Origin of the sequence: Ensifer adhaerens (assembly GCF_020035535.1) — a bacterium.
GTDB lineage: Bacteria > Pseudomonadota > Alphaproteobacteria > Rhizobiales > Rhizobiaceae > Ensifer.
The window spans coordinates 288,430-302,044 of record NZ_CP083349.1 but is presented as its reverse complement, the minus strand read 5'-3'; the positions used below and the strand labels follow the sequence as shown (position 1 = coordinate 302,044).

Genomic DNA, 13,615 nt, shown 5'->3' with positions numbered 1-13,615 from the left:
GTGTTTAACCCGGAGCCGATTGCAGCAGGATCTCGATTCGCCGGTTGCCCGGAGCGTAGGGATCACCGGGGATCTGCAACCGCCGATCGGCAAAGCCGCTGATCTGGCTGACGCGGTCTTCTTTCAGACCGCCGCGAACGAGCATGTAATAGGCGCTCTGGGCGCGCGCGGCCGAGAGCCGCCAGTTGTCATAGGTGCCGTCCTTGAACGGGCGACCGTCGGTGTGGCCGCGGATCGCGACTGCACCCGGGCGTTCGGCGAGCAGATGGCCGATCTTTTCCATCGCCAGCACCAGCTCTTTCTGCGGCACGGCTGAGCCGATGCCGAACATCTGCGCGTCCGTGCGCTCGCTGATCGTCACCATGAGGCCGCCCTCGGCCGGAGTTACGACGAGGCCTTCCGCCAGTTGGCCGGCTTCACCGGCAAGCTGCTTCTTGAGCTCCGCCTGGAGTTCTTCGGCCTGCTTTTCTGCGTTCGCCTCAGCCGTCTCGGTCTTCGGCTTGTCGCCGGCGTCGCTCTCGGCCGTCTTATCCGTGCCGTTCTCGGCCTTCGCCTGCTCCGCCTGTTTTTGATCCTCGGACTTCTCGACCGCGGGAGCGCCGCCTGCCTGCATCGCCGATGCAGCGGCGAGCGCCACGTCGCTCTTGGTCGTGTTGCCCGCGTCCTGCACTTCGACCTGCTTGGTCCAGAAGTCCGGGTCGAACGGATCGCGATAGGCTTCGCCGCCGTCGGCGCCGGTTGCCGGCCCGGACTGCGCCGCCCCGCCCTCACCCTTGACGCTGATGTTGGCCTGCTGGCCGACTTCGCGAGCGATTTCGGAGAGCACCGAATAGGGGTTTTCGAAGAAGTCTGCGTCGGAGTACTTGGTCTCTTCGCCCGAAGTCGCCGTCAGCTGGTCGCCGGTCTTGGCCGATCCGCCGGACTTGTCCTGCTCGCCATCAACCTTGGAACGCTGCTGCGTCTCCTCACCCTGTGCGTCCTTCGCCGGATCCTTCAGGCCGCGCTCGGCAGGCTTCTGGTCGGTCAGCTGCACCGGGTTGAAATAGGAGGCGATCGCCGCCTTCGTTTCCTCGTTGGCCGCGTTGATCAGCCACATGACGAGGAAGAAGGCCATCATTGCCGTCATGAAGTCGGCATAGGCGATCTTCCACGAGCCGCCGTGATGCCCGTCATGGCCGCCACTGTGGCGCTTGACGATGATGATCTCATGCTTGCCGTTGTGATGGTTTTCGTCGCTCATGCGAGAACTTTCCGGACAGTATCGGCCCAGGCGGCCATGCGCGTCACCAGGATCGTACCGTCCATTTCGACAGCGAGATCGATGTCGTCGGTTTCGACGTGGCGGAACAACGGCATGTCCTCCCCGAGCTGGCGCTTCAGCGCCTCGAAGAGTTGTGTCGGGCCCTTGACGACGAGGGTGCAACCCTCGCCAGCCACCAGGCCCTGCTTGATCATCTGCGCCATGTCGGCGACGGCGCGCTGCAGGAGTGCATCCTCCATGACGGGTGCAAGAACGCGAGCGGTCTGATCGCCAAGTGCTGTGACCAGGCTGTCGGCCAGGTCGGCAAAACGCTCGGCCAGGCGGGCGGCGGTTTCCGCTTCGAGGCGCTGGGTCAATGCCGCGAGCTCGGCCGCGTGGGCTGCCTGCAGGTCGGCGATCTGGCGTTCATGTTCGAAGACGAGTTCAGCCGTCGCCTCGGCACGGCCTTCTGCAAAGGCCCTTCGGCGCTCCGTGTCGATGTCGATCTCCGGCATGGCTGGCCTCGCGCCGAGGCGGTCGCCATCGGCATAGTCGCTGTCCAGGTCAGGGAAATACTTTTGAGGCATCAGCGACAGCTCGACTTTCGGCGCGCTGAAATCCTTGAGGTAGCGGGAGAGCATCGCACTCATGACCGGTCACTCGTGGCAGCGCAGCGATGCGGCAAGCCCCGGCTGGTCGCGAGACGGCACCCTCTGGCGCGAACTTCCATTGCTCCTGGCACTGCTGACATGTCTCCCACGGGTCCGGCCGCGGATGCGGAGAACCCAACATTCTTGACGTACATCGGCGAGATCCGGAGACATTCGTTCCCGGGGCGATCCGATGCAGGCGGCGGCCAAGATTCATTTTGGCCGGCAGTCATCCGACAGGACTGCGAGAGAAGGCTATTCGGTCAAACTTGTGCGAAAATGAATGTGTTGGACCGCGCCAGGGCAATTAGCGCGGTCCAACCGTTTCCACCGGGTGCCGTGACCGACGACGTGGCAGAACTCAACTTTTGCCGCCCCCGTTCTGGGGCGCGGAAGGATTTGGCGGATCAGGTGGCCGTGCCGGCCGCTCCCCGCCATTGCGCCTTACTGTTGGAACAGGCGCAGGATGTTCTCGGAATTCGTGTTGGCGATCGAGAGCGCCTGGATGCCGAGCTGCTGCTGGGTCTGCAGAGCCTTGAGCCGTGTCGACTCTTCGTTCATGTCGGCGTCGACCAGACGACCGACGCCCTTGTCGATCGTATCCATGAGGTTGGCGATGAAGCTTTCCTGCATGTCGATGCGTTTGGTAATAGCACCGAGCGTGGAGCCTGCATCCGTCAGCTGACCGAGGATATGGTCGACGACGCGGATCATGTCGTCCATCTGGGCATCTGTGGTCGCTGCCGTCAGCTTGACTTCCGACGAGGTCGCGTTCGGCGTGGTCACCGGCGCGCCGATCAGGTGGAACAGCTTGGCCGAGGTGCCGACCGGCGAGGTGAGCTGGGAGGCGTCGTAGCTCCGGGTCAGCAGACCGCGGCTTGCATTGGCCGTGTCGATCAGCATGGATTGCGCCGTGTCGAAGTCGAGCGTGGTGACCGACACGTTGCCGTTGGCGTCGCGGTTGAACGAGGCAACGATCGACTTGGTGCCGACCGAGGCCGTGTTCGCGTTGTAGAGCCAGTTTTCGCTGGAGAAGGATGCCGACTGGGCGGCCGCCAGGAGCTGGTTCTTGAGTTCAGTGATTTCCTTGTCGATCTTCAGCTTGTCGACGCCCGGCTCGCGTGCTGCGACAAGCTTGCGCTTGATCTCGCTGACGACGTCGATCGACGAATTCATCGCCGCATAGGCTGTATCGATCTTGGCTGCACCGAGGCCGAGCGCGTCTTCGACGGTCGACAGTGCGGCGTTGTCGGAGCGCATGGTGGTCGCGATCGACCAATAGGCGGCATTGTCCGCCGCGGTCTGGACGCGGTAACCCGAGGAAATCCGGTCCTGGACTTCGGCCATGTCGGTGTTGATGGAACGCAAGGTCTGAAGCGCCGCCATAGCGGCGGTATTGGTCATGATGCTGGTCATTGGTCACCTGCCCCGAATGAATTTCTGAAGACATTCCGGAGTGCAGAACCGGCAGCGATGGGACTGGCATCATGCGAATCGCCCCTGTTTTGCCCTGGGGGCGACCCTTCGCTCTTAACCAATGTGTAACGATCGCATGGTTAACAAATGGTTAACGACGTTAGCGAGCTGGTAACGAAGGTGAACAAAAATAAGGGAATATGGACAAACGGTTAAGGATGGGTCGCACACGCTGCCGACGCGCCCCAAAACTGAGAACCATGCGCAAAACGAAGAAGGCCGCACGACCCCGAGGGCGTGCGGCCTTTCTGTTGTGTCGAAAAGTGGGGCGAATAGTCGCCCGCCCTTCCCTGTCGTTCGCTTAGCGGAACAGCGACAGAATGTTCTGCGAGTTGGTATTGGCGATCGTCAGCGCCTGGATGCCGAGCTGCTGCTGCGTCTGCAGAGCCTTGAGGCGGGTCGACTCTTCGTTCATGTCCGCGTCGACGAGACGGCCAACGCCCTTCTCGATCGAGTCCGAGAGGTCGCGAACGAAGTTCTGCTGCAGTTCGACGCGGCTGTTGAGCGCGCCGAGATCGGCGGCGGCATCGGTCATCTGTAGCAGCGTTGCGTCAACACCCGAGATGGCTTCGGCCAGAGCGCCCATCGTCATGTTGGTGATGTCCATGGTCAGGACGCTATAGCCAGCCGTGACGGTCGCACCGTTGGTCGCCAGCTTGTATTCCATGTTGCTGGAGAGCAGGCCCGTGCCGTTGGTGACGTTGGTGCCGGTGCTGTCGACCTGGATCAGCGAGCTCTTGTTCGTGTCGAACTGGAGCGTCGTCAGGCTGACGTTGCCCTGGGCGTCGCGGTTGAACGAGCCGACAATCGACTTGGTGGCAGCCGTGTTGTTGGTGTCGTTGTAGATCCAGTTTTCGCCGGAGAACGAAGCCGACTTGGCAATGCTCACGAGCTGGCTTTGCAGCTCCTTGATTTCCTTCTGGATCTTGCTCTTGTCGACACCCGGCTCGCTGGCGGCAACCAGCTTCTTCTTGATCTCATCGACGACGTCCTTGGAGTTTTCCATGGCCGTGTAGGCGACGTCGGTCTTGGCAGCGCCGAGGCCGAGGGCGTCTTCAACTGTCGAGAGCGCCTTGTTGTCCGAACGCATGGTGGTTGCGATCGACCAGTAGGCGGCGTTGTCGGCAGCGGAACCGACGCGCAGGCCCGACGAGATGCGGTCCTGGGTGGTTTCCATCTGCGAGTTGATCGAACGCAGGGTCTGAAGCGCGCCCATTGCGGCGGTGTTCGTCATGATGCTGGTCATTGGCTGATTGCCCCTTGTGGCTGATTTGGAATGTAAAGGGACATTCCGGGATTACCGGGAAGCGGCGGTCAGCCTCATGCCTGTTAATGTTGATTAACCCGCCGCTTCGTTGGCCACAGAAAACACCATCGTGGTTAACAAAGACTAAAACGCCGCAGTATTTTCGACATTTGCCACTGAAGCCCTCCAAGAAAAAACCGCGCCTCTTGCGAAGCGCGGTTCGATTTTTTGCTGTCGGACGCGGGCCGGAACCCGTGTCGTCTGGCGACCGATTAACGGAACAGCGACAGGATGTTCTGCGAGTTCGAGTTGGCGATCGTCAGCGCCTGGATGCCGAGCTGCTGCTGCGTCTGCAGAGCCTTCAGGCGGGTCGACTCTTCGTTCATGTCGGCGTCGACGAGCTTGCCGATGCCCTTCTCGATCGAGTCCGAGAGGTCCTGAACGAAGTTCTTCTGCAGTTCGACGCGGCTGTTGAGCGCACCGAGGTCAGCGGCGGCATCGGTCATCTGCAACAGCGTTGCGTCAACGCCCGAGATGGCTTCGGCCAAAGCGCCCACCGTCATGTTGGTGATGTCCATCGACAGCACGCTGTAGCCAGCCGTGACGGTCGCGCCGTTGGTTGCCAGCTTGTATTCCATGTTGCTGGAGAGCAGGCCCGTGCCGTTGGTGACGTTGGTGCCGGTGCTGTCGACCTGGATCAGCGAGCTCTTGTTCGTGTCGAACTGGAGCGTCGTCAGGCTGACGTTGCCCTGGGCGTCGCGGTTGAACGAGCCGACGATCGACTTGGTGGCAGCCGTGTTGTTCGCGTCGTTGTAGACCCAGTTTTCGCCGGAGAACGAAGCCGACTTGGAAATGCTGATGAGCTGGTTCTGCAGCTCCTTGATTTCCTTCTGGATCTTGCTCTTGTCGACGCCCGGCTCGCTGGCGGCAACCAGCTTCTTCTTGATCTCGTCGACGACGTCCTTGGAGTTTTCCATGGCCGTGTAGGCAACGTCGGTCTTGGCAGCGCCGAGGCCGAGAGCGTCCTGAACCGTGCCGAGAGCCTTGTTGTCGGAACGCATGGTGGTCGCGATCGACCAGTAAGCGGCGTTGTCGGCAGCGGAACCGACGCGCAGGCCCGACGAGATGCGGTCCTGGGTGGTTTCCATATCCGAATTGATCGAACGCAGAGTGGAGAGAGCCGCCATTGCAGCGGTGTTCGTCATGATGCTGGTCATTGGATGTGTGCCCCTTGTTGGCAATACTCGAAAAAAAGGGACATTCCGGGAGCTACCGGGAAGAAGCGGTCAGCGTCATGCCTGTTAACCGGTTAATGTTGTTGGTTAACCCGCTCCTTCGATGGACACAGAAAACACCATCGTGGTTAACACCGACCTAAGACGCTGCGATTATTTTCGGAACGCTCCGACATTCGATAAACCCAACAAAAAACCGCGCTTCTTGCGAAGCGCGGTTTCGATTTTCTGCTATCCGGCGCGGACCGAGACCCGCGTCGTCTGGCGACCGATTAACGGAACAGCGACAGGATGTTCTGCGAGTTCGAGTTGGCGATCGAGAGCGCCTGGATGCCGAGCTGCTGCTGCGTCTGCAGAGCCTTGAGGCGGGTCGACTCTTCGTTCATGTCGGCGTCGACGAGCTTGCCGATGCCCTTCTCGATCGAGTCCGAGAGGTCCTGAACGAAGTTCTTCTGCAGTTCGACGCGGCTGTTGAGCGCGCCGAGGTCGGATGCAGCGTCGGTCATCTGCAGCAGCGTTGCGTCAACGCCCGAGATGGCTTCAGCCAGAGCGCCGGCCGTCATGTTGGTGATGTCCATGCTCAGGACGCTGTAGCCGGCGGTCACGGTCGAGCCGGTTGCATCCTTGTACTCCATGTTGCTGGAGAGCAGGCCCGTGCCGTTGGTGACGTTGGTGCCGGTGCTGTCGACCTGGATCAGCGAGCTCTTGTTCGTGTCGAACTGGAGCGTCGTCAGGCTGACGTTGCCCTGGTTGTCACGGTTGAACGAGCCGACGATCGACTTGGTGGCAGCCGCGTTGTTGTTGTCGTTGTAAACCCAGTTTTCGCCAGAGAACGAAGCCGACTTGGCAATGCTCACCAGCTGGTTCTGCAGTTCCTTGACTTCCTTCTGGATCTTGCTCTTGTCAACGCCCGGCTCGCTGGCGGCAACCAGCTTCTTCTTGATCTCGTCGACGACGTCCTTGGAGTTTTCCATGGCCGTGTAGGCAACGTCGGTCTTGGCAGCGCCGAGGCCGAGGGCGTCCTGAACGGTCGAGAGCGCCTTGTTGTCCGAACGCATGGTGGTTGCGATCGACCAGTAAGCGGCGTTGTCAGAAGCGGAACCAACGCGCAGGCCCGACGAGATGCGGTCCTGGGTGGTTTCCATCTGCGAGTTGATCGAACGCAGGGTAGCGAGAGCGCCCATAGCGGCGGAATTGGTCATGATGCTCGTCATTAGAGTGTCCCTTTTTTACTTAAGACGATTGGGGGACATACCGGACTGTTTACACTACCGGTGATGGCGGATCGGCTTCATGCCTCTCGGTTCCAACGACTTTCTCGGAAGAAACCAAACCCGTCATGTGAGGCCGAATATCGAGCCCAATGCTTGCGAATTCCTTAAATGCCGAGACGGTACCAGCGAGAGATAATTTATACTTAACAAGGCTTTAAGTGAGCGCGTGGGGTTACCGGGCGGACCATTGAAATGGCCCTTTGCGAGACGGAACCGCACGCCAATCCGGGCCGGCCGCGTCATGCCTGAGGCAAGGTCCCGCCCCTACGATGGCTGCAAGACCCGCTTTGCGACATCGAGGTGCCAAGCCCTCGATGCCGGCAGCCCATACGACGGAGCTATCAGTGAACGCCCAAGCCATCTTCTCGACCGCTTCCCGGCAATACCAGAAAGGCCAGTACACGGACGCGCTCGACCAGCTCAACATCCTGATGAACGTCAATCGGGATACGAAGACCTATGTGCTGCTCGCCAAGGTTCTGCTGAAACTGGGGTTCAAGCCTGAAGCGGCGCGCGCCTACCAGCTCGCCGGCGAGGCCGGCGGCTCGCGGTCGCAGGACTATCTGACGGAGGCGATGAAACTCTATTTCACCAACGGGCACGAAGACGAAGCGCTTGCGATCGGCCTGCCGCTTCTCGAAAAGGCCAAGACGGATCCGGATATCGCCTTCATCATCGCTTCGATTTTCCTGAAGCGCGACCAGAAAGAGATTCTCGGCCTGTTCAAGGCGCCGCTTTCGACCAGCGCCAATCGCTATCACCAATCGCTCGCATTCAAACTCCTGACAGCGGATGTTGGCGATGTGCAGGACCGCGAAGCCGTCGCCAATCTCTTCAAGGCCTACCCGAAGAACACGACGCTGCGCTCGGCCTATCTCGTCTACGCCCGCGAAGCCAACGACTATCCGGAGGTCGAGAAGCATCACCGTGATATCGAGAGAGCCCTGAAGCTTGGTCAGGACGACACCCTCTCGTCGGAAGCGCCATATTACCACGTTACCTGGTGCGGAGATGAGAGGCTTAACCGGATCGCCGGCTCGCAATATCGCCCCTTCCCGCCGGAAAACACCGAGTTGCGCCGGACCATGCCACATGCATGGGGCGATCGCATACGCATCGGCTATGTGTCTTCCGACTTCTGGCACGATCACGCGACCATGAAGCTGATGGCAGCGGCGCTTGAGGCGCATGACCGCACACGCTTCGAGGTCACGCTGTTCTGCCATACTTCACCCAGCAATGTCGCAAGGGATAACGGCTCCCGCGAAAAATGGGGCAATATCATCCAGATCGGCGAGCTTTCCGATGAGCATGCGGCCGCAGTCATCCGCGCCCAGAACATCGACATCCTCGTCGACCTGAAGGGGCACACGCTCGAAAGCCGGGCGACGATCTTCAACCACAAGGCCGCCCCCATCCAGGTCAGCTGGCTCGGCTTCCCCGGCACTACCGTCAACGTCGATCTGGACTACATCATCGGCGATCCCCACGTGCTGCCCGACGGAAGCGAAAAGCATTACTACGAAAAATATTGCCGCCTGCCGGAGACCTATCAGCCGAACGACCCTTACAGCCGCCCGCTGCCGAAGGCATTGTCGCGTCGCCAGCTCGGCCTTCCCGAGGATGCGTTCGTCTTCGCGTCGTTCAACGCCAATCGCAAGATATCGCTGCAGACGATCAACCTCTGGATCGAGATTCTTCAGCAGACTCCGGACAGCGTGCTGTGGCTGATGTGCGGCCGCCCGGACTCACGAGCGAACATCATCGCAAAGTTCAAGAGCGCCGGCATCGATACCAAACGCATCGTCGTCTGCCCCAAGGTCCTCTATCACGACCATATCAGCCGTATTCCGGTGGCGGACATCGGCCTCGACACCTATCCCTATAATGGCCACACGACGACGTCGGAGCAGCTTTGGGCCGGCCTTCCGGTCCTGACCTTCAAGGGCACCAACTTCGCCTCGCGCGTGAGCGGGAGCCTGCTCAACGCCATCGGCGTGCCGGAACTCGTTGCCGCAGGGCCGGAGGATTATGTGCGCGAGGCAGTCGCACTCTACAGCAACCGCGACAAGATTGCCGACTACCGCAAGACTCTCGAGGAAAACCGTTTCCGCATGCCGCTGTTCGACGCCGAACGCTTCTGCCGCCACCTGGAACAGGGCTACGAAATGATGGCTGACCGCGCACGAAAAGGCCTGGCGCCCGACCATATCGACGTCCCGGCCCTGCCGGCGCGTACCAGCTCGTTCGAGCGCTAGGCGAGCGAACACTCGATCCTGAACGACGAAAGGCAGCGCCAAGGCGCTGCCTTTTTTGTGTCTGTTCGAAGCGTCAACCGTTCGCTGACAGGCGTCTATCTAGCTGAAGGAGCGAACGAGACTGCCGACGAGCAGGTTCCAGCCGTCGATCAGCACGAAAAACAGGATCTTGAAGGGTAGCGAAATCGCCGTCGGCGGCAGCATCATCATACCCATGGCCATGGTGATGGTGGCGACGATCAGGTCGATCACCAGGAACGGCAACATGATCAGGAAGCCGATTTCGAAGCCGCGACGGATTTCCGAAATCATGAAGGCGGGCACGACCGCCCTGAGGTCGACCTTGTCGTCGACGACGACCGTCTGGCCCTTTTCCTTGGCGATATCGATGAAGAGCTGCAGATCCTTGTCGCGGGTGTTGGCGAGCATGAATTCGCGGAAGGGCTCGGTGACCCTCGGGATCGCCTCAGCCTCGGTAATCTGGTTCTTCATCAGCGGGTCGATGCCGTCACGCCATGCGCGATCGAAGGTCGGGCCCATGACATAGAAGGTCATGAACAGCGCCAGCGAAACCATGATCATGTTGGATGGGGTAGTCGCCAGCCCCATGCCGGTGCGCAGGATCGCAAAGGCGATCACGAAACGCGGAAAGCTGGTGACCATGATCAGAATGCCCGGGGCCACCGACAAAACGGTCAAGAGGCCGAAGGTGCGGATGATCCACGAGGCGGCCGACCCGTCGACAGGCGTATTCAGGATATCAGAGGGAAAACTCTGGGCGCCGGCGATACCGGACATCGCCATCATGGCAACTATAAAGGCGACAAGCCGGACCATTTATCGAATCATTGGATGACGAAGGTTCTGAACATCACATTGGTTACGCGCCCATCGGAGCGCAGGTCAACCCGCTCTTGAATGTCATCCCGGAGATATTGAAAGCCACGCGGCCCCTGAATCTGCTGCAGCGAGACCGTCTTCAGATAGGCGGCGATATCCTGGTGGATCTGCTCGGCCAATTTGGGATCGGGCGCGCCGTCGAACTGCAGCGCCACCTCGAGCCGTATCCAATTCTCCGAAGGATAGGCAAGGTTGGTGGTGATGGGCTCCAGCTGGACGACGCCGTTCGCTTCCGTCGCAACCTTCGGCAGGCCCTCTTCGCCGGTGGCATTGGCAGCCGGTTCCTTCGTCGCCTCGACCTGCTCCTTGGGCGGAGGCGGCGCGAGCAGGCCGCCGACCAGCCAGCCGCCGCCGCCGGCGACGAGCGTCAGCACCGCGACGATCGCAATCGTTATGATCTTCGACGGCGACTTCGAAGCATTGGCGGAATCGAGTTCTTCCATCTTGCCATTCCCTGCCGTCAGATCGGCGAAATCAGGTCCATGATCTGCTGGCCGTAGGGCGGCTGCTGCACTTCGGTCAGGCGACCGCGGCCGCCATAGGAAATACGCGCCTCGGCGATGCGGTCGTAGGAGATCACGTTGTCGGCGTCGACGTCCCGCGGCCGGACGATGCCGGCGACGTTGAGAATGCGCAGTTCGTGATTGACGCGCACTTCCTGCGAACCGCTGATCAGCAGGTTGCCGTTTTCGAGCACCCCGGTGACGACAGCCGCAACGAGCAGCCGCAGCTTTTCCGAACGCTCGGTCTTGCCATCGCCTTCGGTCTTGGTGTTCGAGCCGTACTTCAACTCGCCCGACCAGTCGAAATCGCTCGACTGCGATTTGCCGTTGGCGCCGATGTTGAAGCCGCTCGCGTTCTTGCGGCTGCGATCCGTCTTGTTGTCGAAGGTGGCGCCTTCGTTGATCTTGATATCGACCGTCAGGATGTCGCCGACATTGATTGCGCGCGCGTCCTTGAACAGAGCCGCCTGCTGGTCATTCCACAGTGAGTAGCCGTTCACCACCTGGCGCGGCTGCTTCGGATACATCGCCAGCTGCGGCGTCTGGGAGTACTGCAGGCCGCTGCCGATCGGGCTCATCGAAGGCGCCCGACCAATCTCGTTGAACGCCTGGTTCTGACATCCGGCAAGCAGACCCGCCGCCGTCAGCACGGCCGTTAGACGCATTTTCATGATGGTTCCTTCGAGGTGTTCGGGTCGCTGGCGCTCGAAATGATGTTGGTGAGAGCTGCCGCTTTCTCGTCGCTCATTTCACTGAGGATCAGCGACGACTGTCGCGGCGGCAGCTGCATGACGATCGCAGCGGCGATAGCCGGGTTGACCATTTCAAGCTTGCCGGCGGCCGCATCCGGCTTCATCGTTTTGTAGATATCGACGAGCCCGAGTTCGGCCTGTTTCAGGAAATCGTTGCGGCGTTTCAGCCAGTCCTCGTACTCGTCGCGCCGCTTCTCCAGCGTCGCGATGCGTTCGTCGATGCTTGCCTGCAAGGTCTCGAGGTCCTTGCGCTGCAAAACATAACGCTGGTCGCGTGCCGCGTCGGCGATGTTGGTGCAGAACTGCTGAATCTCGTTTTGCGTCGCGTCGGCTGCCGGAGGTGCGGTGACGTCCTGGGCGAATGCGCCGGGCATCGTCAGCATCGAAGCTGCGGCCGCGCCGACAAACAGCAGATTGCGGACCTTGCCGAGAAATGGGTTGATGTACGCCGTCATTGCAGCACTAGCTCCGCCTGTAGGGCCCCAGCCGTTTTGATGCTTTGCAGGATGGCGATGATGCCGTCAGGCTTGACACCGATGTTGTTGAGACCGGCGACGAGGGAGCGAAGGCTCGACCCGTTGAGGATCGCCACCGTGCCGCCATCGGACTGCGCGTTGATGGTGGTGTTCGGCTCCACCTCTGTCCGTCCGCGCGAGAACGGCAGCGGCTGAACCACGGTCGGCGTCTCGCTGACCTCGACGGTCAGGGTGCCGTAGCTCACCGCCACCTCGTTAATGCGAACATCCTGGCCGATCACAATCGTGCCGGTGCGTTCGTTGATGACGACGCGGGCCGGAACATCGGTCTCGATCACGATGTTTTCGATATCGGCCATCAGCCGGGCGAGGTCGGCCATCTTCGGCTTTTCGACGAGCACGGACTGGGAGTCACGTGCCTCGGCAATGCGGCCGCCGTATTGCTGGGCGGCATACTTGTTGATCGCCGCCGCCATGCCGACTGCCGTGGAGAAGTCCGGGTTGCGCAGTTGCAGAACGAGGTTGAAGCCGTCCTTGAACTTGGACGGCAGCTCGCGCTCGATGATCGCGCCGTTGGGAACCCGCCCGGCCGTCGTCACGCCTTGGTTGAGCGTTGCCGCATCACCCTGCGCGGCAAAACCCGTCACGACGACGGAACCCTGAGCGACCGCATAGATCTGTCCGTCCGCGCCCGACAGCGAGGTCATCACCAGCGTGCCGCCGCGCAGCGAAGTGCTGTCGCCGAGCGAACCGACCGTCACGTCGACACGGCTGCCAGGGCTTGCGAAGGGCGGCAGGGTGGCAGTCACCAACACTGCCGCAACGTTGCGCGTGCGGGAATCCCCGCCCTGGGTGGAGATGCCGAGATTCTGCAGCATTGCGCGGATCGACTGGTCGGTGAACGGCGAGGCACGCAGGGTGTCGCCGGTACCTTGAAGGCCGACCACGAGACCGTAACCAATCAACTGGTTGTCGCGCCCAGCCTGGAGCGAGGCGACATCCTTGATCCTGGACGCGCCGAGAGCCGGCGTCAGCGCCACGGAGAACGCGACGGCCAGCGTCAGGAACCATTTGCAGGCAAGCATTTTCATTTCGCCACCACATGGACAGTGCCGTCGGCCATCACCGTTCCGGAAACGATGATGCCGGTATCGATATTGCGCGCCCGGATCAGTTCGCCGATGGCGGCATCCTGGAGCGGTGATCCGGCGGCGCTGATGGTCAGGCCGCCGTTGCTAAAGACGAGGCGCACGGTGGAGCCGCGTTCGACCGCGTACTGCTCGCGCAGCGCATTTGCGAGGATCACCCGGCCCGGCAGGAGCGTGCGCTTGGTGACCTTGCCATCGATTTCGTTCAGGGTCCGGATGTAGCCGTCCGCGAGATCGGGGTTGGTAACCTCGACGACTTCGACGCGGCTGCGGTCGACCGTTTCGCCCGGATAGATCGTCCGCGTCGGGATCACCGCCGTCAGCCGCTCCGCGAGGGTTGCCGATGGCAACAGGAAAGTGGCGGCAAGCAAGGCGCCAGCCGCCAGACGAAGCGCCGTGGAGGTGCTGTCGTCTTTCGAAACCTTGATGTTTGCGGATCGGCGAAACATCATGTTTG

13 protein-coding genes are annotated in these 13,615 nt (G+C 61.1%); 1 reads left to right on the top strand and 12 read right to left on the bottom strand.

Annotated features, from left to right (window positions below; translation table 11 throughout):
* Positions 1–4: 4 nt before the first annotated feature.
* The 6 genes from LAC81_RS01410 to LAC81_RS01385 all read right to left on the bottom strand — a co-directional run bounded on the left by LAC81_RS01410 (position 5) and on the right by LAC81_RS01385 (position 7,061).
* Positions 5–1,240: a MotB family protein gene (locus tag LAC81_RS01410; protein ID WP_223726421.1), complete on the bottom strand. Its 1,236-nt coding sequence runs from the start codon at positions 1,238–1,240 to the stop codon at positions 5–7.
* Positions 1,237–1,890 (bottom strand): hypothetical protein, encoded by a 654-nt coding sequence (locus LAC81_RS01405; protein WP_113536421.1) that lies wholly within the window; start codon positions 1,888–1,890, stop codon positions 1,237–1,239. Before LAC81_RS01405 ends, LAC81_RS01410 begins: the two co-directional genes overlap by 4 nt.
* Positions 1,891–2,334: 444 nt before the next feature.
* Complete coding sequence (locus tag LAC81_RS01400) at positions 2,335–3,306, bottom strand: flagellin (protein WP_223726420.1); 972 nt, start codon at positions 3,304–3,306, stop codon at positions 2,335–2,337.
* A gap of 361 nt (positions 3,307–3,667) precedes the next feature.
* The gene (locus tag LAC81_RS01395; RefSeq protein WP_113536423.1) at positions 3,668–4,612 is read right to left on the bottom strand and encodes a flagellin; all 945 of its coding nucleotides are present in this window, start codon (positions 4,610–4,612) and stop codon (positions 3,668–3,670) included.
* Between the two features lie 272 nt (positions 4,613–4,884).
* Positions 4,885–5,829 carry a flagellin gene (locus tag LAC81_RS01390; protein WP_113536424.1) on the bottom strand — a complete coding sequence of 315 codons (945 nt, stop codon included), beginning with the start codon at positions 5,827–5,829 and terminating at the stop codon, positions 4,885–4,887.
* Between the two features lie 290 nt (positions 5,830–6,119).
* Positions 6,120–7,061: a flagellin gene (locus LAC81_RS01385; RefSeq protein ID WP_113536425.1), complete on the bottom strand. Its 942-nt coding sequence runs from the start codon at positions 7,059–7,061 to the stop codon at positions 6,120–6,122.
* A 374-nt stretch (positions 7,062–7,435) separates the two neighbouring features.
* Here LAC81_RS01385 and LAC81_RS01380 point away from each other — a divergent pair, with 374 nt between their 5' ends.
* Positions 7,436–9,379: a glycosyl transferase gene (locus LAC81_RS01380; RefSeq protein ID WP_419195791.1), complete on the top strand. Its 1,944-nt coding sequence runs from the start codon at positions 7,436–7,438 to the stop codon at positions 9,377–9,379.
* Positions 9,380–9,478: 99 nt separating this feature from the next.
* Here the strand turns inward: LAC81_RS01380 and fliP are convergent, their stop codons facing one another.
* The 6 genes from fliP to flgA are packed head-to-tail and all read right to left on the bottom strand — an operon-like array spanning position 9,479 to position 13,610.
* A complete protein-coding gene (gene fliP, locus LAC81_RS01375; RefSeq protein ID WP_113536427.1) occupies positions 9,479–10,216 on the bottom strand; it encodes a flagellar type III secretion system pore protein FliP in 738 nt (245 codons plus the stop codon).
* Positions 10,217–10,224: 8 nt separating this feature from the next.
* On the bottom strand, positions 10,225–10,722 hold the full coding sequence (locus LAC81_RS01370; RefSeq protein ID WP_113536428.1) for a flagellar basal body-associated FliL family protein: 498 nt from the start codon (positions 10,720–10,722) through the stop codon (positions 10,225–10,227).
* Positions 10,723–10,739: 17 nt separating this feature from the next.
* On the bottom strand, positions 10,740–11,453 hold the full coding sequence (gene flgH / locus LAC81_RS01365) for a flagellar basal body L-ring protein FlgH (protein WP_113536429.1): 714 nt from the start codon (positions 11,451–11,453) through the stop codon (positions 10,740–10,742).
* Positions 11,450–11,989 carry a MotE family protein gene (locus LAC81_RS01360; RefSeq protein ID WP_223726418.1) on the bottom strand — a complete coding sequence of 180 codons (540 nt, stop codon included), beginning with the start codon at positions 11,987–11,989 and terminating at the stop codon, positions 11,450–11,452. Before LAC81_RS01360 ends, flgH begins: the two co-directional genes overlap by 4 nt.
* Entirely contained in the window at positions 11,986–13,101 is a 1,116-nt protein-coding gene (locus LAC81_RS01355) for a flagellar basal body P-ring protein FlgI (RefSeq protein ID WP_113536431.1), read from the bottom strand. The genes LAC81_RS01360 and LAC81_RS01355 overlap by 4 nt, the downstream gene beginning before the upstream one ends.
* On the bottom strand, positions 13,098–13,610 hold the full coding sequence (gene flgA / locus LAC81_RS01350; protein ID WP_223726417.1) for a flagellar basal body P-ring formation chaperone FlgA: 513 nt from the start codon (positions 13,608–13,610) through the stop codon (positions 13,098–13,100). The genes LAC81_RS01355 and flgA overlap by 4 nt, the downstream gene beginning before the upstream one ends.
* Positions 13,611–13,615 lie beyond the last annotated feature (5 nt).